Raw genomic sequence first — 24,473 nt, 5'->3', positions numbered from 1 at the left:
TAACACAGCTATGTGTCGGTAATGTTTGGCGTAATTCAAATTGGATACATTTGTACTAGTCGCAGGCTATATCTTTCGAACCCGTTACGTAAAGCCCCTTGTTGAAATTTTTCAAATTTGTCTGAAACTAGGGATCGCATCAATTTATAGCGGAATGCCCACAGCCTTTACCTGCATGTCGTGGTACTGCGGGTCTGTGCCAGAATCCGCCGAAGGGTATGAGACCCACACAGCAAACGCCGAACGGGTCTTATTGCATCACATCTGCAGCGGTTGCGATCCTCTGGAACGAGATTGGCACGGACAGTTAGCAATTAGGAAAGGACGGGGCCGCCTCTTTTGAGGCGCTGCTATTCCTCGTACCACCAGACCTGCGGCATGTATTCCGGCCCGTCACCGTATATGGGCAGGGTTTCCGGCTGTTTCAGCTCACGCGCATGTGCAATCCGGCCGACGTCAAAGCTCCAGATCGGGATGACATACCGGCCAGCGGTTAGAACGCGATCCAGCGCGCGGGTCGCAGACACGAAATCTTCGTGGCTTTCAGAGGCCAGCATCGTATCGATCAAACCGTCCACTGCTGGCGACTGAACCCCCATCAGGTTACGTGTTCCTGCCGTGTCAGCATTTTCACTGCCCCAATACAGGCGTTGTTCGTTACCCGGCGACAGGGAAAGAGCCCGGCGAAATGGGGTCATGTCAAAATCATGCGCATCCATCCGAGAGGTGTATTGTGCGTCGTCGATTTTTTCGACTGTAAGCTCGATGCCAAGCCGTTCAAGCGTACGCGCATAGATTTCGGCGATCGTTCCGACATTCTGGACAACGTTGAGGCTGCCCTGGCTGATGACCATGTCAACGATGAACGCTTCGCCATCTGCGTTTCGCAACACGCCATCCTGAACTGTCCAGCCAGCCTCTTGCAGAAGCTTGGTTGCCTTGCGCAGATTGGCCCTGTTGCGTTCCGAACCGTCACCTACCGGCAGCTCGTAACCTTCCAGCGTACCGGGCAACAGTGTATCGGCGTACGGCTGCAGCAGTTCAGCCACCTGACCGGTGGCAGTACCGGGTTGCATCGCCAGATCCGAGCCCGAGAAATACGAGGTTATCCGCGGTTGCGCGCCTCCGGTGACGGTGTCGTTGATGAATTCGAAATTGAAAGCCAGAGTCAGAGCCTCGCGCACGCGCCAATCATCGAAGGGTGGCTTGCGCGTATTCATGACAAATCCGGTCATGCCCGAAGGCTTGCGATGCGGGATTTCGGTTTTCAGCACATCGCCGCGCTGTACCGCGGGGAAGTCATACTGGTTGTTCCACTTATCGGCGTTAAACTCGCGCACGGCTGAGAGCTCGCCTGCTTTGAAGGCCTCGAATGCGACTGTGCCATCCCCGTAGAACTCGATCCGCATCTCATCCAGATTCATGGTGCCGCGCCGAAACGGAATGTCAGCGCCCCAGTAATCCGGATTGCGACGCAGGTTCACATACCGTCCGGCTTCGTACCCGTCGATGACATATGGTCCAGACCCCAAGGGGATGTCTTGCAGCGGCGCGTCGGCAAAGTCTTTACCCTCCCACTGTGCCTTCTGAAGGATCGGGCGCATCCCGGCGATCAACGCAAGCTCGCGGTCGGGGTCGTTAAACGTGATGCGGACGGAACGCGGTCCGGTTTGTTCGATACTGTCGATCTTTCCCCAAAGGCCGCGATATCTCAGATGCCCTTCGGTTCCCAAAGTCTCATATGACCATATGACATCCTCGACAGTGACTGGTGACCCATCCGAGAATCGGGCATTCTCTCGCAGGGTAAATTCGACCCAGGATCGGTCTGGAGCCGTCTCAACTGATTCGGCTAACAACCCGTAAAGAGTGAAAGGTTCGTCCCAGGAACGCCCCATCAGGCTTTCATGGGTCCAAAATCGCAACTGCCAGGGTGACGTGCCTTTTTGCACAAACGGGTTAAGGCTGTTATAGCCGCCGGTATTTCCAAATACGACTTTGCCGCCTTTGGGTGCATCAGCGTTGACATAGGGTAGCGACACAAAATCCGGTGGTAGGGCAGGGTCGCCATACATAGCTATGCCATGGGTCGATTCTGCATGGGCTGCTGCAACGGCAAAAACACTAACGATTCCCGCGATCATAGGGCGAACGGGGCGAAGGAAATCGGGGCTCATTTTGGAAACAATCCTGCTCTGGCCTTATTTTGTTGGGATTCACCGTAGCCATGATTTTTCATATTATCAAACTTTTAGCTTGGACGAAGGCGTAGAATTGCTTATAAAGGGCGTACTGCTCGATAGGTTTCTTGCCTGTATGAAACCTGCCTCAATAACTTAACGCCCGCTTCGTGCGGGCGTTTTTTTGTGCGATTTTCGCTGATACAGCGCCCCCAATCTTTCCCCGTTTTCTTTGCAGGTGCAGCATGGCACTGTGCCGTCAACACGGAATCTGACGGAGAGCACCCATGAGTCTTTCAGGCAAAACAGCAATCATCACAGGATCGAATTCGGGCATCGGGCTGGGCATCGCCCGCGAGCTGGCCAAAGCCGGGGCGGATGTGGTGCTGAATTCGTTTACTGACCGCGACGAAGATCATGCTCTGGCCGCAGAGATAGGGCAGGAAACCGGAACCAACGCGCGCTATTTCAAAGCGGACATGTCCAAGGGTGACGAGTGTCGGGCGCTGATCGAAAAGGCTGGAGCCTGCGATATCCTGGTCAACAATGCCGGCATTCAGCATGTGGCGCCGATTGATCAGTTTCCAACCGACAAATGGGACGCGATCATTGCGATCAACATGAACTCGGCCTTTCACACCACTGCCGCCGCGTTGCCGATGATGCGCAAGGCGGGCTGGGGACGGGTGGTGAATATTGCATCGGCCCATGGGTTGACGGCATCGCCTTTCAAAGCCGCCTATATCGCGGCCAAGCACGGTGTTGTCGGGATGACCAAAACCGTAGCCCTCGAGACCGCACAAGAGCCGATTACCTGTAATGCGATTTGCCCGGGATATGTGCTGACGCCGCTGGTCGAAGAGCAGATACCCAATACGATGAAAGAATACGATATGAGCCGTGAGGATGTCGTGAAGAATGTCCTGCTAAAGCGGCAACCTTCGAAAGAATTCGCTACGGTCGAACAACTGGGCGGTACGACGATCTTTCTGTGCTCGGATGCGGCGGCGCAGATCACCGGCACGACGATTTCAGTTGATGGCGGGTGGACCGCGCTCTGAGCCTTGGGGAGTAGGGCAGTGATACGTATCAATCTGGCTTTGCAGGGCGGCGGCGCGCACGGCGCGTTCACTTGGGGTGTGCTGGATCGTCTGCTGGACGAAGATGATATCGAAGTCGCGGCGATCACCGGAACATCGGCAGGTGCACTGAACGGTGCGGCCTATAAGTCTGGCATGGTACGGGGCGGCCGGGAGGGCGCGCGCGCCAATCTTGATGCGCTCTGGGCACGTATGGGGGCCGTCGACGATACGAACCTGACCAACTGGATGCGTGCGTTTGAGCCCTCACATATCGCACAGTCCATCGAAAATTCGCTGCCGTTTGCTGTAGGCGACGCCTGGTCGCGATTGGTTTCGCCTTATGCCTATGGGCCGTTCTACCGTAACCCCTTGCAGCCCGTGGTTGAGCGCTTTGATTTCGATGAAATATGCGCTGCCGAAGGTCCGCGTCTGTATGTCTGCGCGACATGCGTGCGCAGCGGAAAGATACGGGTGTTCACAGGGAATGAGCTGTCGACTGAGGCCATCCTTGCTTCTGCCTGTTTGCCAACCCTGTTTCAGGCGGTCGAGATATTCGATCCAAAATCGGGCCGGACCGAGGCTTACTGGGATGGCGGATATACCGGTAATCCAGCTCTGTATCCCTTGTTCAATTCCGATCTGCCCGAGGACGTGGTGATCGTGAACATCAACCCTCTGGAACGGGAAGAAATCCCCAAGACGCCGCAGCAGATCCAGAACCGGATCAATGAGATTGGCTTTAACTCATCGCTGTTTCGGGAACTGAGGGCCATAAGCTTCGTTCAGCGCTTGCTGGAGGATGGCAAGCTGAAAGCGGGCGAAATGAGCCGTGTTCTGGTTCACATGATTGCCGATGACGCGTTGATGAATGACCTCTCGGTCGCGACCAAGACAGTGCCCAACCCTGTGGTCCTGCATAAGCTCAAAGAAGCTGGCCGCAATGCAGCTGATCAGTTTTTGACAGATCACAAGGCCGATTTGGGTGCACGCAGCACGGTCAATCTGCCGGAAATGTTTGGATAGTCACTCTGGTGGCTGGGTCGGGTCTTTGTCGTTCGGGTAAACAAGACCGGCCGAAATCACCAGCTTGGCGGCATCTTCGATCGACATGTCCAAAAGGATGACGTCCTCGATCGGAAAGAACAGCAAGAACCCCGATGTCGGGTTGGGTGTCGTCGGAATGAACACGCTGTACAGATCGCCACCCGCTTCTGCGCGTTCGTTGACTTCTCCCTTGGCGGTGGTCGAGACGAACCCGATGGCCCAGATGCCACGGCGCGGATATTGAACCAGACAGGCTTTTTCAAATGACCGTTCAGTCTGGGCAAAGACGGTCTCGGAAATCTGCTTGATGCCTGAATAGATGGACCGGATGACCGGCATCCTGTTCACCAGGCTTTCGGTGAACGAGATAAAGGACCGGCCCAGGATGCCCTTGGCAACCCAGCCAACCACGACGGTGAACACCAGAAAAAAGATGACACCTACACCGCGCAGGTTGATGCCAACATATTGTTCAGGCTGGAATTGGTGGGGAACCAGCGGCAGGACCGCACTGTCGATCCAGCCGACAACAGACCAGATCAGCCAGATCGTCAACCACACCGGCGCAATAACGACGATGCCCGTCAGAAAGGACGCGCGCAGCCGTGAGAACAGGCCGGGCTGTCGGTTGGGTTCTTCGTCAAAAGGAGTGTTCATTACGGTCCTGAGTGGCTTGCGAATTTAGTTAAGCAGTCCTTGGCCTTGGTACAATAGCTATATGTTAATCCGCCTTGGCGGACAGGGCGCGGGCGATCCCGGCTGCCAGGCGGGCATTGTTGCGGACCAATGCGATATTGGCGGTCAGAGAACGACCTTCGGTCTGCTCATAAATCCGTTGCAACAGGTAGGGTGTGACCCCTTTACCGCTGATCCGATGCACATCTGCATCCGCCTGTGCCGAGGCGATGATCGGGGCCAGTTCCTCGGATGGGATCTGATCGGCCTCCGGGATCGGATTGGCGACAAGTTGGCCGCCGGGCAGGCCAAGCGCGCGTCTGGTCGCATGTGCGTGCGCGATGTCTTCCGCACTGTCCATGCGCAGAGGGGCTGCCAGCGGGGATTTTGCCGACCAGAAGGCCGGAAATTCGTCCTGGCCATAGGCAATGACCGGAACGCCCAGTGTTTCCAGAACCTCAAGCGTCTTGGCCAGATCGAGGATGGCTTTGGCGCCTGCGGCAACAACCGTGACCGGGGTATGGGCCAATTCGTGCAGGTCAGCAGAGATATCGAACGAGGTTTCAGCCCCTTGGTGGACGCCTCCAATACCGCCGGTGGCAAAAACGTCGATCCCGGCGTGATGGGCGGCGATCATGGTTGCGGCGACCGTTGTTGCACCGGTCCCACCGGTTGCCATGCAGGCGGCCATATCGGCACGGGACAGTTTGGCGACCCCATGCGCTTGGCCCAGTGCTTTCAACTCTTCGGTTTCCAGACCGACGTGAAGCGTACCATTGATCACCGCCATGGTGGCTGGCACCGCGCCCGCCTCTCGAATGTCTTGTTCAACCTGTGCCGCAACCTCGATGTTCTGCGGGTAGGGCATACCGTGGGTGATGATCGTGCTTTCCAGCGCAACGATAGGTTGGCCTGCGTCTTTGGCGGCGCGGACCTCGGCAGAATATTGAATGTTGATCACAGTGGGGTTTCTCCGGAAACGTAAGTTGCGGCGGCATGCAAGGCACGTGACAGGGCCTCATCGCTTGGGGCACCGGTGGCCTCGGATGCGATATGCGCCGCCATGAAGGTATCACCCGCGCCGGTCACACGGGTGACCAGAACGGGTGGGGGTTTTTGGGTCAAGATTTCCTCAGCGCTGGCAACGGTTGCCGAACTGCCGCCATCAGTCACCAGCACGCGCAGCGCGCCGCGATCCAGCAGCCCCTTGGCGGCGCTTGCCGAATCCGCGAATTCGCGCTGGCACAGGATGCCTGCCTCTTCGAGGTTCACATAAAGCGTCGCGCGGGCATGTTTGAGGAAAGGCAGCAGGCGATCGGCCTTGCCGGGTGAGGCCGGTGCCACGCGCAGGTCGGCTCCGGCGAAGGCTGGGCTTTGCGCGATTTCTTCCAAAAGCGACAGCGTCAGGTTGCCATCCAAAGCAACAGGACCATCAAATGGCATGGTCTCTGTGCCTAATGGGCCTTGCATCAGGGGTTTCAGAATTTTTGCCCCTGCAGCCTCAAGTGAATGGGCGTCCGCAATCGCGGCAATCAATCCATTGGCGCCCTCGACAGCCATATATCGGTCGGTCGGCAGGTCCTGCGAGCGATAGATGTGATCCGTTACCATCCCCAGCCGGGCGCAAGCATTGACCAACTCGTCGCCTTCGGGATCGCGACCAATGGCGGTCAGCAGGGTGGGCGTCATGCCAAAGCGCACCAGCGTCATGGCAATGTTCATTGCCACGCCTCCGGGCAGGCGGGTGATCCTGCCGGGAACATCCGACCCCTGCCGCATGGCGCTAGCAGAACGTCCGATCACGTCCCACAGGACAGAACCGATACAAAGAATTTCGCTGTTCTGAGTCATGTCGACGTCATGCCGCAGCCCCGGCGTGGGTGCAAGGGTTAACGCTCACATCCTGCTCAGCCCATGGCGGTGATCAGGTCGTTCAGTGCAGCGGATGGGTCATCCTGTGACCAGATCTCATCCCCGATGCCAAAGAAATCGGTGCAGGGGCTGAGGTCACGGATCAATTCGGGGGTCAGGCCGCCTTCTGCCACAACCGGCACTTCGATCATCTCGGACCACCACTGGAACAGATCGTGCTCGGCCACGGTTCCGTCACCCAAAGAGGACGTACCAACCGGGCCAAAGGCCACATAATCCGCCCCGGCCTCACCAGCCGACATGCCGTCATGGCTGGAGGTGCCGCAGAAGCAGCCGACAATGGCATCGGCACCCAATTCCTTACGCACATACCGGACCGAGCGCGCGCCATCATCCAGATGCACCCCATCCATACCCAGACGCTGCGCCAACAGGACGTGGTTGGAAATCACCAGCGCCACGTCCCGCGTATGTGCCACCTCGCGGCAGGCATCAGCGGCACGGGCAATCGTATCCTCGTCATTTCCCGCAAGGGCCAGACGGATGCAGGCGATTTCGGTGCTGTCCAGAACGCGGGCCAGTTGGTCGGGGAACGTGCTCAACGTGATGGTCGGCGGGGTGATCAGGTAAATCTGCGGCTGCTCGGGGGTGTCCATCGGCGCGTCCTTAGCTTTAAGTCTTTTGCGCGGTTTAGCGGATTGCGGGCCGGAAGCAAACTTTTATGCCTGTTTCAGGCAGAATTGGCGCCGCCAATGGCTTGCCCTGCGTTGGCGCGACGATTACAGCAGGCGCAGTTTTCGGAGACAACCATGCCCAGCGACAAATCCCAGCCCTCATTTGTGCTCGTGCGCCCGCAGATGGGTGAAAATATCGGTGCCGCCGCGCGGGCGATGTGGAATTTCGGGCTGGACCGGATGCGGATCGTGGCCCCACGTGATGGCTGGCCAAACCCCAAGGCGGTGGCCATGTCCAGTGGGGCGGGCCGTCTGCTGGATGAGGCGCAGCTGTTTGACGATCTGGCTGGCGCGCTGTCTGACAGTACCTATGTCTTTGCTACTACGGCCCGCCAGCGCGGGTTGACCAAGCCGGTCTTCAGCCCCGAACGCGCTATGCAGATCGCGGCCGAAAAGGTCGCTGCGGGCGAAAAAGTCGCCGTGCTGTTCGGCCCGGAACGGGCAGGGCTTGAGAATGAGGATATCGCCAAGGCCAATGCCATCATCTCGGTCCCGGTGAATCCGGAATATGCCTCATTGAACCTTGGACAATGCGTGTTGCTGACCGCCTATGAGTGGATGCGCCAGACAGGCGACGTCGTGCATGAGGCAACCGATCTGGGCAAAGGCGACTGGGCCACAGGCATCGAGGTCGAAAAGCTGGTCGAACATTATGAAGACCGGCTGGAAGAGGCGGGGTTCTTTTACCCCCCTGAAAAAGCCGAAAGCATGAAGACCAATCTGCGCAATCTGTGGTCACGGATGCGGATGACGCGGGCGGATGTGCAGATGTTGCACGGGGTCATGCGTCAGATGGTCCGTTGGAAAGACAAAGGGTAAGGCTGGACCTCGTCCCATGGTGGTCCTAGCTTGCAACGAAATTCAAGACACATGAGGAACGCATGAGCGGCAAGCGCAGCATCTTCGAAGAGGTCTCAGACTCTGAAAAACAACAAGCGGTTCAACCTGGTATGATTGACCGGGGCCGCGGTGGTGCGCGTAAGGCTATCCGGGCCTGGCTGATGATCCTGTTTGCGCTTGTGGTTGTGATGATTGCGGTGGGTGGGCTGACCCGCCTGACCGATAGCGGGCTGTCGATCACCGAATGGCGCCCGCTCACCGGGGCTGTCCCGCCGATGACCGAAACCGACTGGCAGGCCGAGTTCGACAAGTACAAGCAAATCGACCAGTGGCGCATCCAGAACCAGTGGATGGAGCTTGCGGATTTCAAATCCATCTATTGGTGGGAATGGGGCCACCGCCAGCTGGGCCGCGTGATCGGGCTGGTCTGGGCGCTTGGCTTCTTTGGGTTCCTTATTGCGCGCAAGATACCCACCGGCTGGACCGGCAAGCTGGTGATCCCCGGTGCCTTGGGTGGGGTACAGGGCGCCGTTGGCTGGTGGATGGTCGCGTCCGGCGTGACGCAGGGCGAGGGGATGATCGCCGTTGCCAGCTATCGCCTGGCGATCCATCTGGGTCTGGCCTTTGTGATCTTGGGTTTCCTCGCCTGGTATATGTTCGAACTTGGCCGGGATGAGCGTGACCTGATGCAGGCCCGCCGCGCGAAAGAGGCCAAACTGTTTTCCCTGTCTACCGGCCTGATGCATTTCGCATTCCTGCAGATCCTCATCGGTGCACTTGTCGCAGGTATCGACGCTGGGCGGTCTTATACCGACTGGCCATTGATCGGCGGGCAGATTTTCCCGCCGGACGCGGCGATACTGGAACCGATGTGGCGGAACTTTTTCGAAAGCCCCGGGCTTGTGCAGTTCATCCATCGTTGCGCGGGTTATCTGCTGTTCATCTTTGCCATCGTTGTCTGGCGTCGTGGCAATTCCAGTGCGCATCCGCAAACGCGCTTTGCCTTCAACACGATGTTCGCTGCCTTGTCGTTGCAGGTGGTTGTCGGGATCATGACCGTGATCTACGCGGCCCCCTGGCAGATCGCCATTTTCCATCAGTTCATGGCCGTGATCGTGTGGACTCTGATCCTGCGTGCGCGATTCCTGACAGCCTATCCCATCGTAACTTCGATCCGCGGAGCCTGACCCAGATGACTGCCTATGATGAACTGATGGCCTTCCAACGTGAAACCTCGGCACTTGGTCAGATTGCCGGGCGTCTGGGATGGGATCAGGAAACAGTGATGCCGCGCGGCGCAGCGCCGCAGCGCGCAGAAGAAATGGCCGCGATCGAATCTGTTTTGCATGCCCGACGGTCTGATCCGCGTGTGGCAGAGTGGCTGGAGCAGGCCGACCCGCAGGACGATGTCGCCCGCGCGCAACTGCGCGAGATACGCCGGTCCTATGAGCGGACCGTGAAAGTGCCCGCCGATTTGGCCAAGACCATCGCACGCGTTACCTCAGCCGCGCAGGGCACATGGGCACAGGCGCGCGCCGATGAGGATGTGGCGGCCTTTTTGCCCGTGTTGGAAGAGGTTGTGGCGCTCAAACGTCAGGAAGGTCAGGCCCTGGCACAGGGCGGTGATGTCTATGACGCCATGGTCGAAGATTACGAGCCCTATACGACCGGCACTCAGATCGCTGCGATCTTTGACCAGATGCGTCCGCGTCTTGTGGCATTGCGAGCAGCTGTGTTGGACCAACCCGGACCGGCCGCCCTGACCGGGGCGTTTGACGCAGCGACCCAGATGCAACTGTCACAGAAGCTGGCCACCGGATTCGGTTACGACCTGAACACTGGCCGGGTCGACAAGGCCGTTCACCCGTTCAGCTCGGGCAGCGGATTGGACGTGCGGATCACCACGCGCACCAGCGAGACCGATCCATTCAACTGTTTCTATTCAACCATTCACGAGGTCGGCCACGCCGCCTATGAACAGGGCATCGACCCAGCCTACCTTTTGACCCCGCTGGGGCAGGGCGTGTCGATGGGCGTGCATGAAAGCCAGAGCCGGATCTACGAAAACCAACTGGGTCGATCACGCGCCTATACTGGCTGGCTGTTTGGCCAGATGGTCGAGGCTTTTGGCAATTTCGGCGTCGCCGATGCCGATGCGTTCTATGCCACGGTCAACCGGGTCCATAATGGCTATATCCGCACTGAGGCGGATGAGGTGCAGTACAACCTGCACATCATGCTGCGCTTTGACCTTGAGCGCGCGTTAATGAGCGGCGATCTGCAGGTCAGAGACCTTGAGGGTGCATGGAACGACCGGTTCAAGGCCGATTTCGGCTATGCGGTCGATAGGCCCTCGAACGGATGCTTGCAGGATGTCCATTGGTCCGTCGGTCTGTTCGGGTATTTCCCGACTTACTCGTTGGGCAATGTCTATGCCGGATGCCTGAACCAGGCTTTGCGATCCGCGCTGCCCGATCTGGATACTCAACTGGCCAAGGGTGACACGTCGGGCGCCACCGGTTGGCTGCGCGAAAACCTCCAACGCCATGGCGGCCTTTACGCCCCCCGCGACATCATCCAACGCGCCAGTGGCATGGAACCGGGTCCAGAACCACTGTTGGAGTATCTGGAGCAAAAGTTTGGATCGTTGTACGGGTTGTGATAGTGGGCCTAACTGGGCCTGACCAGACAACGCACTCAATCGTACACCCAATTCGTGATAGGAGACGAAAGCTTGCTCTGAGCCCAAACCTGCCGAGAAAGCGCCAACCTGCTTATAAGTTGACACTTGTCAAGGATCGAGACTTTTAGTTCACCTACTCTGACAATGGATTGTCCACTACTTAGGCGCTTCCGACATGAACGGATTTATCCAAATTGGTATAGCAATCAGTATTATAGTTTGGGCAGTTCCCTCAACTGCCCAGAGGGCGAATCCCCATTTGATCTACGAAGAGAATTGCGCGTCTTGTCACCTGCCGCATGCAGGAGATTTTGTCTCCGAAAAATTGATTGTGTCAGAAAGCGGCATTGTCGGAAAAGCTTCTGGTCGTCCCGTCATTGATTATCTGAAGGCAGGACACGGCGAGTTGTCAGACGAAGAAATCAATGTGCTGATAGAACAGTTTGAGTTCATCCAAGAATCTGGCCGTCTATTCCAAGAAAAATGCATTATTTGCCACGACAACGCCGCCGAATTTGCGCGCCAAAAGTTGATCTTGCGCGATGACATAGTTACGGGCCGGTACACAGACAGAGATGTCGCAGAGTTTTTGTTGCAGCACGGACGGCTCGATGCTTCTGAGGCACAAAAGATGGTTGAGGTCCTTATGCGCCAACTTCAGGTAAAATAAAGAGCATCAAAATACCACGCGATGCAGGTCGGTTCTTAGCCTTAATTCGGGCATTAGGTCTATGCATTGATAGGCAGTTTTGTCCGCACACCAGACACCCAGAAACATCGCCGAGGCCAGAGACCTCGGCTTTCATTGCTTACTCTTCCGTCTCGTCCTCATCACCCTGATCTGCGATCCAGGCAACGGATACGACCTCTTCGCCTTTGCCGGTGTTGAACACCTTCACGCCACCTGCTGACCGCGAGCGGAATGAGATGCCTTCGATCGGGACCCGGATCGACTGACCTTTGGACGTGGCCAGCATGATCTGATCTTCGATATCGACGGGGAACGAGGCCACAAGTGCCCCGCCGCGCATCGCCTTATCCATCGCCGCCACGCCCATGCCGCCACGTCCCCGAACCGGGTAGTCGTGGCTGGAACTGAGCTTGCCAGACCCGCTTGCGGAAATGGTCAGGATCAGGTTCTCGGCTGCGGACATTTCGGCATACCGCTCCTGTGGCAAGACGCTGTCGGCGTTGCCCTCATCCTCATCACTTTCGGTCTCGTCCGTGACACCGGCCATCAGGCGACGCATCTTGAGATAAGCGGCGCGTTCGTCCGAGGTGGCTTCGAAATGGCGGATCACTGACATGGAAACGACATGGTCGCCATTTGTCAGCCTGATGCCACGCACACCGGTGGACTTCCGACCTTTGAACACCCGCACGGCAGTGGTCTGGAACCGGATTGCCCGGCCCGAGTTTGTCACCAGCATTACATCGTCGTCTTCCGAACAGATGCGCGCATTCACCAGTTCCACGCCCTCGGGCAGGTCCATTGCGATCTTGCCGTTGCGTTTGACGTTTGTGAAATCGCTCAGCGCGTTCCGGCGCACATCACCGGCGCTGGTGGCAAAGACGATCTGCAGGTTTTCCCATTCTTCGTCCGGCACATCCACGGGCATGATCGCCGCGATGGAAACCCCGGTCGGAATCGGCAGGATGTTGACAATGGCCTTGCCCTTGCCAGTGCGCCCGGATTGCGGCAGACGCCAGGTTTTGAGCTTGTAGACCATCCCGTCAGTGGTGAAGAACAACAACTGTGTATGCGTGTTCGCCACGAAGAGGTTGGTAACGACGTCCTCTTCCTTGGTCTGCATTCCCGACAGGCCCTTGCCACCACGTTTTTGCGCCCGGAAATCGGCCAGCGGAGTACGCTTGATGTAGCCGCCCGACGTGACGGTCACGACCATATCCTCACGCTCGATCAGGTCCTCATCTTCCATGTCGCCGGACCAATCGACGATCTCGGTGCGACGGGGCACGGCAAACTGCTCACGCACGCTGCGCAGCTCATCCCCGATAATCGACATGATGCGCTCTCGCGAGGACAGAATATCCAGGTATTCCTTGATTTTACCCGCCAGTTCTTCCAGTTCGTCCGTAACCTCTTTGACACCGATCTGGGTCAATCGCTGCAGACGCAGGTCGAGGATCGCACGGGCCTGAACTTCGGTCAGGTTATAGGTGCCGTCGTCGTTCATCTTGGACAGAGGGTCGTCGATCAGGCGCAGATAGCTTTCGATCTCCGCCGCGGGCCAGCGGCGGGTCATCAGCTTTTCACGCGCTTGCGCGGCGTCAGCAGATGAGCGGATGGTTGCAACCACCTCATCCACATTCGACACAGCCACGGCCAGACCACATAGGATATGGCTGCGTTCGCGGGCCTTGCGCAGGTCGTAGGCGGTGCGACGGGCGACGACGTCCTCGCGGAAGTCAATGAAGGAGGTCAGAAAGCGGCGCAGAGTCAGTTGCTCGGGTCGCCCACCATTCAGAGCCAGCATATTGCAGCCAAACGAGGTTTGCATCGGCGAAAAACGGAACAGTTGGTTCAGAACCACTTCGGGCGTGGCATCACGTTTCAGTTCGACCACCACGCGTACGCCGTTACGGTCGGATTCGTCCTGAACGTGGCTGACGCCTTCGATGCGTTTTTCGCGAACGGCTTCGGCGATCTTTTCGATCATCGAAGCCTTGTTCACCTGATAGGGGATCTCGTCCACGACGATGGCGTAGCGGTCCTTGCGGATTTCCTCGACGCGGGTCTTGGAGCGGATTATGACGCTGCCGCGCCCTTCCAGATAGGCTTTGCGCGCGCCGGACCGGCCCAGCATTACGCCGCCGGTCGGGAAGTCGGGGCCTGGAACATACTCGATCAGCTGCTCGGACGTCAGATCGGGATCGTCGATCAGGGCGAGGGTGGCGTCGACCACCTCACCAAGATTGTGCGGCGGGATATTGGTCGCCATGCCCACGGCAATGCCGCCAGCGCCGTTGACCAGCATGTTCGGGAACCGTGCGGGCAGGACTGTCGGCTCTCTGTCTTTGCCGTCATAGTTGTCCTGAAAATCGACGGTGTCTTTCTCGATATCCGCCAGCAGAGAGGCGGCGGGCTTGTCCATCCGCACTTCGGTATAGCGCATGGCCGCCGGGTTATCGCCGTCCATCGAGCCAAAGTTGCCCTGACCGTCCAGTAGCGGCAGCGACATCGAGAAATCCTGAGCCATCCGCACCAACGCGTCATAGATCGCGCTGTCGCCGTGTGGGTGGTATTTACCCATTACGTCGCCGACCGGACGGGCCGATTTGCGATAGGATTTGTCATGGGTGTTTCCGGTCTCGTGCATCGCGTAGAGGATGCGCCGATGTACCGGTTTCAACCCATCGCGCAGATCAGGAATCGCACGGCTAACAATGACCGACATCGCATAGTCCAGATAGGACGTGCGCATTTCGGATTCGATGGAGACCGTCGGGCCACCGTAAACGGGGCGTTCTGGCGGGTTTTCATCCATATTTTCAGGAACTTCTGGCGTATCGCTCACGTAAACTGCCCGTTCTGTATGCAGACTCTATATCTTGTGGATACACCTTATCAGACCCGGCACATAAGGTGCAAGCAAGCAACCATTTTGCAAGTGAGAAACTCCGGTAACATCACGGTAACATATTGTTAACTAAGGATTAGGGTGTTTTCGTGATACAATAGGGGGACCTTGCAATTAATATTGAGGTCGAAATGGAGCGCTGCGAAACGGAATTGATGCTTAAAGGATATGGGCTGACAACGGCGGAATTATTCTACCACATGCCCGACTATATCCATGTTCTGAACACCTTCATCTGGCAGGAATACGATCTGGCGCCGGATCATCCGAAACTGTTCGAGTTCATTGATTTCTGGCAGCGAGAGATCGAAGGCCCCTTACATTCTGTAAAATTCACGCACCGTAAGATGATCGCGCCCGGAGAGTGGCGCAACCAAGTTGGCGAGTTTCGGGTGAATTAGCCACCCTGGCAGATTATTGGCTGTGTAACGAAAGGGCGTGTTCCATTTGATTTTCTTAGGCTAGGGTCGTGTCCAAACCATTGATCAGCTAAGGAAATGCCACATGCCCAGAATGTTGCTGTTTGTCGCCGCCGTTTTGCTTGGTGGGCCAGTCGCCGCTGAGGGAGTTTTGGACAAGATCAAAAAAGGCGCGGCAAACGCGGCTGACGTTGTCGGGCAAGGGGCCGAAACCGTTGGCGAGACAATCGATAAAGGCGCGAAAGCTGTTGAGGGTACGGTCGACTCGACCACCGAATTGCTAAGCAATGAGGCCACTCCGGAAGAGACGCGCGCCAAGCTGGACACATTGGCCACGCAGATTCTGGATCAGCTGCTGGCCGAAAATCCCGAAGCGCATGCGCTGTACGAGGTCTGTGCCGGCTATGCCGTGTTCGACTCGCGCAAGGTTACGGTGTTTCCAGTCTCGGCTGGGTATGGGCGGGGTGTGGCGGTGTCAAAGGACACCGGCCAGCACACATATATGAACATGGGAACAGGCGGCGTGGGTGGCGCGATCGGCATCGGCGGCTTTGAATCCAAGTTTGTGATCATGTTCGAAACCCCTGCTGATCTGGATAAGTTCATCACCCAGGGCTATGACGCGACGGCCGAAACCCGCGCCATGTACGGCGATGAAAACACGACGGAAACCGTGCGCTTCACCGATGGCCGGTCTTTTTTTGAACTGTCCAAGAAAGGGTGGCGCGTGGCAGCGGGCGCGTCGGGCTCAAAGTTCTGGAAATCGCCGGAACTGAACTGATCACCCCGAACAGCTGGCCCCGCCCAGGACGCAGAATTTGGCGCAATGCGGATGGTTCAGATGCACGTCCGCTTCCGCCTCGGCCAGCGTATGGCCCATCTCGAATTCCGGCTCATAAGGCAGCAGCGTGCAGGCCAGAACAGCCGGTTTTTCAGCGCGTTTGCGTTTGACCACCATCCGGGCGCTGGCACACATCACGGATGCAGGAGATTTGTTCAGGATACCCCAGCAGGCGGTGGTGATTTCCGGCACTTCCACGGTCTCGTCCATTTCCGGGAAAAGGACCGTTCGCGCAGGGTCATGCGCGTCGATGCCAAACCCGTGGTGGTTGAATAACGTAGCATATCCCTGACGGCTTTTTTCATCGTCCTCGCCCCATACGGTTCTGCCGGCAACAGCCATCCGGAATCCGCCATCGCGTAGCCACTTCATACCTTCCACGGTTTTGTCAAAACTGCCTTTGCCACGTTCCTTATCGTGCAGGTCGGCACGATAATGGTCGAGCGATACCCGCAGCGTCAGTTTCCCAGAGTAGTCGCGCTGAAGTTCAGTCAATCCCTCGCGCATCTTCTGGCGCATCATTGGCCGCATGGCGTTGGTCAGGATCAACACCTCATAGCCGCGTTCCAGCGCAGCGCGCGCCATCTCGATCATGTCGGGGTTCATGAACGGCTCACCACCGGTAAAGCCAATCTCACGCACGGGCCAGTTTCTGTCTTCGATCTGGTCCAGATAGTCTCGCACTTCATCCGCCGAGATATAGACCAACGCATCATTGGTCGGGCTGCTTTCGATATAGCAGTTGACACATTCGATGTTGCACAAAGTCCCGGTATTGAACCAGAGCGTCTCGGGGTTGGTCAACGCCACCGAGGCACGAGTCTGGCCATCCGCTGTCACCAATTTGTTTTGAAACTTGCCGATATTGACGATCTGAGGGGCGTTGTCTTTCATTCCGGTTTCCGGTTCTTTTCTGTTGTCACCTTGAATTAGAGGTTTCAGACCGTTTCGCAAAGTGAGACATGGGTGAACTGACAGAGAATTGATGTCGCGGAAATCCGCAATAATGGTTGCGCTAACATTGGACATTGAGCATAGGGCAAGGTAAGGAAAACACATGGTTTCTCGCGTCATACCTGTAGACCCCTTTGATCTGGTCATTTTTGGCGGAACTGGCGATCTGGCGCAGGGTAAAATCCTGCCCGCTCTGTTTCGCCGGTTTTGTGCTGGCCAGTGGGCTGAAGGCGCGCAAGTAATCGGGGCGGCCAGAACGGATTACGACCGTGACAAGTTCCGCAATTTGGTCCGCAACTCGCTTGAGGCACATGCCGGACGACACAGTCTGGACACTGCTGCGTTGAACGCGTTTTTGCAGCGGGTTGATTATGTGACATTGGATGCTGTTGCGGATCATGGCTGGGCCGAGCTTGCGCGGAAACTTCAGCCGAATCGGGTTCGGGCGTTCTATTTTTCGGTGGGGCCGCGGTTGTTTGGCCCTCTGGCGGAACGGATCGAGGCGTATGATCTGACAACGCCGCAGACGAGGATCGTGGTTGAAAAACCCTTTGGCCATGATCTGGAAAGTGCGCGAGCTTTGAATGCCACGCTGGCCGCGCATTTCAGGGAAAGTCAAATCTATCGAATCGACCACTATCTGGGCAAGGAAACCGTCCAAAACCTGATGGCTGTTCGATTCGGCAACATGTTGTTCGAACCACTTTGGAACAGCCAGTATGTCGACCATATCCAGATCACCGTAGCCGAATCCGTCGGAATTAACGGCCGTGAAGAGTATTACGAGCGCGCAGGCGCAATGCGCGACATGATGCAGAACCACCTGATGCAACTTTTGTGCCTGATCGCCATGGAACCTCCGGCCAAGTTCGACCCGGATGCGGTGCGTGATGAAAAGCTCAAGGTCATTCGCGCTCTGGACCCGGTAAAGCCGCATCATATCGTGCGGGGGCAGTTTGAGGGCGAAAGTTCAAGTTACCGCAAAGCCGTTGGAAATCCACGCTCGACTACCGAAAGCTATGTGGCGCTGCGGGCGCATATCAGCAACTGGCGATGGGCAGGAACACCGTTCTACTTGCGCACGGGCAAGCGCCTTGTGGCCCGGTCTTCGGTGATCAACGTGATGTTCAAAGACGCGCCGCACTCGATCTTTGGAGCGGATGCCGGGCGTCATGCGAATGCGCTGTCGATCCGCCTGCAGCCAAATGAGGGCATCACGCTGAAAGTGACGATCAAAGAGCCCGGGCAAGGAGGTATGCGTTTGGTCGACGTGCCCCTGGATATGAGCTTTGCCGAGGCATTGGGCGCCGAGAACCAGGACCCGCCAGACGCCTATGAACGTCTGGTGATGGATGTGATCCGAGGCAATCAGACGCTGTTCATGCGCGGTGATGAGGTCGAGGCCGCCTGGGCCTGGACAGACCCGATCATCGCAGGATGGCAGGCGCGTGGCGACGTGCCGAAACCTTATGAGAGCGGCAGCACTGGGCCGGGCGACGCCGAGCTGCTGATGAAACGGGACGGTCGCCGTTGGCAAGGGATAAACCCATGAAAATTCAGGAATACGCCGACCGGGATATGCTAGCCATCGACGTGGCCAATGCTATCGCCGGAGATCTTGAGGCGGCGCTGCTGCATCACGATCTGGTCTCTTTTGCTGTGCCGGGCGGTACCACACCCGGGCCGGTCTTTGACGGATTGTGCGCCGCTGATTTGGATTGGGATCGGGTCCGAATTCTGCCAACGGATGAACGGTGCGTGCCCAGCGACAGCGATCGCGCAAATGCGCGGCTGATCCAAGAGCGTTTGCTGACCAATCGCGCCTCGGTCGCGCAATATGTGCCGCTGTATCTGGATGGCAAAGATCCGGAATCGGTGCTGCCCGAAATTGAAAGCTTGATTGCGCCTGTGCTGCCTCTTTCGGTTCTCATGCTGGGTATGGGCGAAGATATGCACACCGCCTCGCTGTTTCCGGGGATGGACGGGTTGGCCGCCGCATTGGACGGGCATGCGCCACCTTTGGCCGTGGCCCGACCCGAAGTTCAGCCCGAGGCGCGGATTACATTAACGGCTCCGGTCTTGGACGGCGCATTGTCTAAGCATCTGGTGATTTTTGGGGAAACCAAACGCAAGGCGCTGGACCGGGCCATGTCCCTGCATCCCAAAGAGGCGCCGATTGCTGCTGTGTTGGGCGGCATGACGGTCCATTGGGCGGAGTAGAGTTATGAACCTGGATACTCTCAAGGCATTTGCGTCAGATGGCGGTCGTTCCATTTTGGACTTGTTCGAACAAGACGTGGATCGGGCACAGGTTTTCTCGACCTCAACGGGCGATATGCTGTTTGACTATTCAAAGACGCAGATTGACGCAGATATTCGCGCAGCCCTGATCCGCCTATGCGACGAGGCGGGGCTTGCCGACAGGCGCGACGCGATGTTTGCGGGTGCCAAGATCAATGAAACCGAAGAACGCTCGGTTCTGCATTCGGCATTGCGGAATCTGGATGGCGGTCCGGTCGACGTGGATGGTCTGGATGTCATGCCTGGCGTTCTGGATACGCTGCAGCGGATGCGTGTCTTTGCCGAAGAGGTCCGTGGGGGGGCCGTGTCCGGGGCAGGGGGCAGCTTTACCGATGTGGTGAATATCGGAATTGGTGGGTCTGATCTGGGACCGGTTATGGCCACGCATGCGCTGGCTCCGTATCACGACGGGCCGCGGCTGCACTATGTCTCGAATGTAGACGGGGCACATATTGCCGATGTTCTACGGCAGCTGGATCCGACGCGGACACTTGTGATTGTCGCGTCCAAGACGTTCACGACCATTGAAACCATGACCAATGCCCGCACCGCGCGCGCCTGGATGGTCGATGGCGGCGGGGAGCCGGCCCGACAGTTTGCTGCGGTTTCCAGTGCTTTGGACAAGACTCAGGCCTTTGGCATTCCCGAACAGCGCGTGTTTGGTTTCGCCGATTGGGTCGGCGGACGTTATTCGGTTTGGGGGCCTGTGGGCCTGCCGGTGATGATTGCCGTAGGCTCGACGGCCTTTGACGCGTTTTTGCGTGGTGGACAGGCAATGGACGTGCATTTTCGCGCCGCCGATTGGTCCGAGAATATGCCGGTGATGTTGGCTTTGACCGGTATCTGGCATCGGCAGGTTCTGGGATATGCCAGCCGGGCCGTGCTGCCATACGATCAGCGTCTCCTGCGCTTGCCCGCATATTTTCAGCAGCTCGAGATGGAGTCGAATGGCAAATCCGTTGCCATGGACGGCAGTGCGCTGACCATTCCTTCGGGTCCGGTGGTCTGGGGTGAGCCTGGTACCAATGGTCAGCATGCGTTTTATCAGCTGATCCATCAGGGCACAGACGTTATCCCTTGCGAATTCATGGTCGCTGCCGAGGGACATGAACCTGAGCTGACCCACCATCACCGGCTGCTGCTGGCCAACTGTCTGGCCCAGTCCGAGGCGCTGATGCGCGGCCGATCGCTGGACGAGGCGCGGCAGCGCATGGCCGACAAAGGGTTGACGGGTGAAGAATGCGAACGTCAGGCCCGACATCGGGTGTTTGCTGGCAATCGTCCCTCGACCACGCTGATGTACCCCAAGCTAACGCCTTTTGTTCTGGGTCAGGTCATTGCCCTGTACGAGCATCGCGTATTCGTCGAAGGGGTCCTGTTGGGGATCAACTCTTTTGACCAGTGGGGCGTTGAACTGGGCAAGGAACTGGCGACTTCACTGGGGCCAATCGTGGACGGTGCAGAAGGTACCGAGACCAAAGACGGGTCAACCGCCGCCCTTGTTGCCTATGCCATGTTGCACCGGGAAACCGAATAAAAGCCAGCTTTACAGCCCTGGCATGACGCATTCTTCTATTGTCAGACAATTAAATGCTTGGCAGGGTTTCTTTTGACCGCGCCGATTGCAGAAGATGCGTGGCAAACAAGAAGGTGCTGCAAAAAGCGGCCCCGACACAGGGAGGATGTCCATGCTGGGACAAATGATGACGCAACCGTTGCTGATCTCGTCACTGATCGAGCATGCCGATCGCTATCATGGCCAAACCGAGATATATTCTGTCGAAACTGACGGCAGCTTGACTGAAACGAACTGGTCGCAAGTCGCCGCGAACGCACGAAAATTAGGTTCTGCACTGTTAGGTCTTGGGCTGGAACCGCACGCTCGGATAGCGACATTGGCATGGAACAACCGCCGCCATCTGGAAATCTACTATGGCACTTCGGGTGCTGGATTCGTCTGCCACACCGTAAACCCCAGGCTGTTTCCAGAGCAGCTGACCTATATCATCAATCATGCGCAGGACCGGGTTCTGTTTTTCGACGCCACATTCATCCCGCTTGTCGCCGCTTTGAAGGACCAACTGACAGAGGTGCAGCATTTCGTGTTAATGGGTCCGCGGAATGATGACGCAATCGCGCAGGTTCCAGGGATGCAGTTCTATGATGAGCTGATCGAAACCGGTAATTCCGGCTTTCAATGGCCGAGGCTGGACGAAAACACAGCCTCAAGCCTTTGTTACACTTCGGGCACAACCGGCAACCCCAAAGGGGTGCTCTATTCCCATCGCTCGACAGTTTTGCACAGTTTTGGGTCCAACACGCGTGACGTGATCGGGTTTTCGGCGATGGATGTGGTACTGCCAGTTGTACCGATGTTCCATGTGAATGCTTGGGGATCGCCGTACGCTTGCGCGATGTCGGGGTCTCGGATGGTATTACCGGGACCAGATTTGCATGGCGAGGCATTGGTCAATTTGATTGACAGCTATGGGGTGACACTGGCCATGGGCGTGCCGACGATCTGGCAGGGTCTGCTGGCCTCTGCCAAGAAGTCGGGCAGTCAACTGTCCAGTCTTGAGCGCACAGTTATTGGTGGGGCCGCATGTCCGCCGTCGATGATCGAGACGTTCCGCGAAACCTACGGTGTCGATACAGTCCACGCCTGGGGGATGAGCGAGATGAGCCCGCTGGGAACCGCGAACCAGCCCTTGGCGAAACATGGAAAACTACCCAAAGAAGAGCAGTATGGACTTCGGGAAAGTCAGGGCCGTCCTTGTTATGGGGTCGAATTGAAAATCGTTGATGATCTCGGCAATGAGCTTCCGCGCGACGGTGAAACACAGGGAGACCTGATGGTGCGCGGATACTGGGTATTGGACAGCTATTTCATGATGCAGGATCAGGGTCTGCTGCAAGACGGTTGGTTTACCACTGGCGACGTGGCGACACTGGACCCGGACGGGTATATGACGATCCGAGATCGCTCAAAGGACATCATCAAATCCGGCGGTGAATGGATCAGTTCGGTCGAGCTCGAAAATATCGCGGTGGCACATCCAAAGCTGGCAGGCGCAGCCGTTGTAGGTGTGCCGCATCCGAAATGGGACGAACGGCCCGTTCTTGTGGCGGTGAAAGCCGAGGGGGCGAACCCAAGCGAAGAAGAATTGCTGGCGTTTTTTGGTGGTAAGATCGCCAAGTGGCAGATCCCGGACAGGGTAGTCTTTGTGGACGCGCTGCCACTGAACGCGACTGGCAAGATCCTGAAACGCAACCTGCGGGAAGACTTCAAAGATCTGCTGAGTACCTAGCGCAAAAACACTGGCCTGGCAGACACAAGCGAGATTGTTTGCCGGGTTTTCTGACTTCGCGGCGAAGTAGATCTATAGCCCCTCAGCCTTCTGAAGATCCACGCGTGAATTCTGCCAGTTTGGGTTTCCTCGTGCGCCAAAAATACTCGAATGAACTGCCGGGCCAGTTGGTGGTTATCCGCTCGCCATCTTTGTAATAGCTGCGCTCGATCCGCGCCCACTGACTTTTGGCAAGACGCTGTTGCATCTCGTCATCGAAACGCAATGCCGCCTCAGGTTTTACTTCGATCGTGCCGTGATCGGCAGCCTTGATAAGTTGGATGACAAAACCGATTTGCGCTTCGATCATGGCCAGTACCGTCGTGTGGCCCAGGTTTGTGTTTGGTCCGTAAATAATGTGCAGATTAGGGAATTTGGGAACCGAGATGCCAAGATAGGCCCGCGCACCACCATCATCCCAAACATCGCGCAACAAGATACCATCACGTCCCTTGATATCAATAGCTTGCAGGAAGGGGTTGGATTGGAACCCAGTGCCAAGAATGACCACATCATGGGGGCGTTCGGTGCCGTCTGTGGTCTTGATCCCGTCTTTGGTGAAACAGTCGATCCCGTCCGTTACCAGATCAACCTTATCCTGGTTCAGGGTCTGATAGTAGCTGTCGGAAACCAAAAGACGGCGTGCGCCGGGTGGGTATTTTGGTCGAAGCTCCTCGCGGAGTTTTGGGTCCGATATCGTCTTTTCCAGATGCCGGTTCAGTATGTTCTGCATCAGCATCTCGTGCAGTTTCGATCCTTTCATGACTGGAAAGATCTTGAACTCATTCTCGGCCCAAAGGCGGAAGCGATAAAGTTTTTGAAGGAAAGGCATCGAACGCATCAGCGACTTGAAGCTCTCGCCATAGGTCTTGTTGCCTTTGGGCATGACCCAATTTGCCGTGCGTTGATAAACTGTCAGACTGCGTGCCTGTTTGGCGATCTCTGGGATAAACTGCAGCGCGCTGGCTGCATTTCCAATCACGGCAACCGATTTGTCCTTCAGGTCGATATCATGGCGCCATTCGGCAGAATGGAATATGGTTCCTCCGAAGAGTTTCATCCCCGGTATCCCAATACGGTTGGGAAAGTGCAACTGACCAACCGAGCAAACCACGTGGCGGCAGAGATAGGTTTCATCTCCATTGCCCTTGGTCGTTACAGTCCACATTTCACTTGTCGGATCGAAGCTTGCTGAAGTGACGGCGCAGCCAAGGCGTAAATGCGCGATCACTCCGAATGTTTCCGCACAATCCCGGATGTAATCCAGAATCTCTTTCTGTCCCGACCATTTTCGGCTCCAGTTCGGCGTTTTGCTGAAAGAGTAAGAATACAAATGCGAGGGCACATCGCATTCCGCACCGGGATAGGTGTTATGCTGCCAAGTGCCCCCAAATTCAGTGGCCTTGTCGAGTATTGCGAAGCTGTCGATTCCCGCTTGTCTGAGCTGGTAGCCCATACCAATGCCGCCAAAGCCAGCACCTATGATCAAACAGTTCACCTGCTTCATGATACTTCCTTATGCTCGTATGTCCGTTTCGCGACTTACCAGTGGCGTTTCTGATCTGCCTGGTTTGGCTTTGGGACAAGCGTGACCGGCATAAAATCTTCTTTCAATCTATCTCAAGTTCACCTGAGCCTGCTAATAACTTGGGCCCAGACTAAGTCCTTCAATGCAAATGTAATTGGGAACTTATCCCTCAACTTTGAGTTGAATGGAATGAAAAAATTAGAGGATGAACCTTTGAAACCGTTTATCATCTGCCTTGAGTTATGGCGCACGGCCTGAGGCAGGGTGTTTCTATAGTCGTGAAAATTTTGGAAGATTGGCTCCGGCGGTAGGGATCGAACCTACGACCAATTGATTAACAGTCAACTGCTCTACCGCTGAGCTACGCCGGA

Annotated in this window: 20 protein-coding genes and 1 tRNA gene; 12 read left to right on the top strand and 9 right to left on the bottom strand. The window is 56.9% G+C overall.

Annotation, left to right across the window (positions count from 1 at the left end; genetic code table 11):
- Positions 1-350 precede the first annotated feature (350 nt).
- The gene (locus tag AC2FFB_RS03145) at positions 351-2,177 is read right to left on the bottom strand and encodes an extracellular solute-binding protein (RefSeq protein ID WP_496874489.1); all 1,827 of its coding nucleotides are present in this window, start codon (positions 2,175-2,177) and stop codon (positions 351-353) included.
- Between the two features lie 290 nt (positions 2,178-2,467).
- Here AC2FFB_RS03145 and AC2FFB_RS03140 point away from each other — a divergent pair, with 290 nt between their 5' ends.
- Complete coding sequence (locus tag AC2FFB_RS03140) at positions 2,468-3,241, top strand: 3-hydroxybutyrate dehydrogenase (protein WP_496688253.1); 774 nt, start codon at positions 2,468-2,470, stop codon at positions 3,239-3,241.
- A gap of 18 nt (positions 3,242-3,259) precedes the next feature.
- On the top strand, positions 3,260-4,285 hold the full coding sequence (locus AC2FFB_RS03135; protein ID WP_281972022.1) for a patatin-like phospholipase family protein: 1,026 nt from the start codon (positions 3,260-3,262) through the stop codon (positions 4,283-4,285).
- Here AC2FFB_RS03135 and AC2FFB_RS03130 read toward each other — a convergent pair whose 3' ends face one another.
- The 4 genes from AC2FFB_RS03130 to AC2FFB_RS03115 form a co-directional block, all read right to left on the bottom strand.
- Complete coding sequence (locus AC2FFB_RS03130) at positions 4,286-4,963, bottom strand: DUF502 domain-containing protein (protein ID WP_142633557.1); 678 nt, start codon at positions 4,961-4,963, stop codon at positions 4,286-4,288.
- A gap of 64 nt (positions 4,964-5,027) precedes the next feature.
- Positions 5,028-5,942, bottom strand: a complete 915-nt coding sequence (locus AC2FFB_RS03125) for a pseudouridine-5'-phosphate glycosidase (protein WP_271947324.1) — start codon at positions 5,940-5,942, stop codon at positions 5,028-5,030.
- Positions 5,939-6,832, bottom strand: a complete 894-nt coding sequence (locus AC2FFB_RS03120) for a PfkB family carbohydrate kinase (protein WP_271947322.1) — start codon at positions 6,830-6,832, stop codon at positions 5,939-5,941. The genes AC2FFB_RS03125 and AC2FFB_RS03120 overlap by 4 nt, the downstream gene beginning before the upstream one ends.
- A 56-nt stretch (positions 6,833-6,888) precedes the next feature.
- Positions 6,889-7,509 (bottom strand): thiamine phosphate synthase, encoded by a 621-nt coding sequence (locus AC2FFB_RS03115; protein WP_496712977.1) that lies wholly within the window; start codon positions 7,507-7,509, stop codon positions 6,889-6,891.
- 153 nt (positions 7,510-7,662) lie between these two features.
- Between AC2FFB_RS03115 and AC2FFB_RS03110 the strand changes: the two genes are divergently transcribed.
- From AC2FFB_RS03110 to AC2FFB_RS03095, 4 genes are all read left to right on the top strand, one after another.
- The gene (locus tag AC2FFB_RS03110; protein WP_281972025.1) at positions 7,663-8,406 is read left to right on the top strand and encodes an RNA methyltransferase; all 744 of its coding nucleotides are present in this window, start codon (positions 7,663-7,665) and stop codon (positions 8,404-8,406) included.
- A 62-nt stretch (positions 8,407-8,468) separates the two neighbouring features.
- Positions 8,469-9,614, top strand: coding sequence for a heme A synthase (gene ctaA / locus AC2FFB_RS03105; protein ID WP_496874488.1), 1,146 nt, complete (start codon positions 8,469-8,471; stop codon positions 9,612-9,614).
- 5 nt (positions 9,615-9,619) lie between these two features.
- On the top strand, positions 9,620-11,089 hold the full coding sequence (locus AC2FFB_RS03100) for a carboxypeptidase M32 (RefSeq protein WP_496874487.1): 1,470 nt from the start codon (positions 9,620-9,622) through the stop codon (positions 11,087-11,089).
- Positions 11,090-11,285: 196 nt separating this feature from the next.
- A complete protein-coding gene (locus tag AC2FFB_RS03095) occupies positions 11,286-11,780 on the top strand; it encodes a hypothetical protein (protein ID WP_271947312.1) in 495 nt (164 codons plus the stop codon).
- A gap of 139 nt (positions 11,781-11,919) precedes the next feature.
- Here the strand turns inward: AC2FFB_RS03095 and gyrA are convergent, their stop codons facing one another.
- Positions 11,920-14,619 carry a DNA gyrase subunit A gene (gene gyrA / locus AC2FFB_RS03090; protein ID WP_496874625.1) on the bottom strand — a complete coding sequence of 900 codons (2,700 nt, stop codon included), beginning with the start codon at positions 14,617-14,619 and terminating at the stop codon, positions 11,920-11,922.
- 224 nt (positions 14,620-14,843) lie between these two features.
- Here gyrA and AC2FFB_RS03085 point away from each other — a divergent pair, with 224 nt between their 5' ends.
- Complete coding sequence (locus tag AC2FFB_RS03085; RefSeq protein ID WP_496874486.1) at positions 14,844-15,113, top strand: usg protein; 270 nt, start codon at positions 14,844-14,846, stop codon at positions 15,111-15,113.
- A gap of 103 nt (positions 15,114-15,216) precedes the next feature.
- Entirely contained in the window at positions 15,217-15,912 is a 696-nt protein-coding gene (locus AC2FFB_RS03080) for a lipid-binding SYLF domain-containing protein (protein ID WP_221929471.1), read from the top strand.
- Here the strand turns inward: AC2FFB_RS03080 and AC2FFB_RS03075 are convergent, their stop codons facing one another.
- Positions 15,913-16,866: a radical SAM protein gene (locus AC2FFB_RS03075; RefSeq protein ID WP_496688239.1), complete on the bottom strand. Its 954-nt coding sequence runs from the start codon at positions 16,864-16,866 to the stop codon at positions 15,913-15,915. It lies immediately after the preceding gene.
- A gap of 163 nt (positions 16,867-17,029) precedes the next feature.
- On the opposite strand from AC2FFB_RS03075, the gene zwf reads away from it, so the two are divergent.
- The 4 genes from zwf to AC2FFB_RS03055 all read left to right on the top strand — a co-directional run bounded on the left by zwf (position 17,030) and on the right by AC2FFB_RS03055 (position 22,535).
- On the top strand, positions 17,030-18,478 hold the full coding sequence (gene zwf / locus AC2FFB_RS03070) for a glucose-6-phosphate dehydrogenase (RefSeq protein ID WP_271947306.1): 1,449 nt from the start codon (positions 17,030-17,032) through the stop codon (positions 18,476-18,478).
- Positions 18,475-19,146 carry a 6-phosphogluconolactonase gene (gene pgl / locus AC2FFB_RS03065; protein WP_142633575.1) on the top strand — a complete coding sequence of 224 codons (672 nt, stop codon included), beginning with the start codon at positions 18,475-18,477 and terminating at the stop codon, positions 19,144-19,146. The genes zwf and pgl overlap by 4 nt, the downstream gene beginning before the upstream one ends.
- A gap of 4 nt (positions 19,147-19,150) precedes the next feature.
- Positions 19,151-20,764 (top strand): glucose-6-phosphate isomerase, encoded by a 1,614-nt coding sequence (gene pgi / locus AC2FFB_RS03060; RefSeq protein WP_496874485.1) that lies wholly within the window; start codon positions 19,151-19,153, stop codon positions 20,762-20,764.
- 151 nt (positions 20,765-20,915) lie between these two features.
- Positions 20,916-22,535 carry a long-chain-fatty-acid--CoA ligase gene (locus AC2FFB_RS03055; protein ID WP_496874484.1) on the top strand — a complete coding sequence of 540 codons (1,620 nt, stop codon included), beginning with the start codon at positions 20,916-20,918 and terminating at the stop codon, positions 22,533-22,535.
- An 82-nt stretch (positions 22,536-22,617) separates the two neighbouring features.
- On the opposite strand, the gene AC2FFB_RS03050 is transcribed toward AC2FFB_RS03055, so the two are convergent.
- Positions 22,618-24,081, bottom strand: a complete 1,464-nt coding sequence (locus tag AC2FFB_RS03050; RefSeq protein WP_496790524.1) for a flavin-containing monooxygenase — start codon at positions 24,079-24,081, stop codon at positions 22,618-22,620.
- A 317-nt stretch (positions 24,082-24,398) separates the two neighbouring features.
- Positions 24,399-24,473 (bottom strand) — tRNA-Asn (locus AC2FFB_RS03045).

Source organism: Ruegeria sp. YTSA219, from assembly GCF_059609985.1.
Note: the sequence above shows the minus strand (reverse complement) of the source record. Positions and strands in the feature narration are given on the sequence as shown.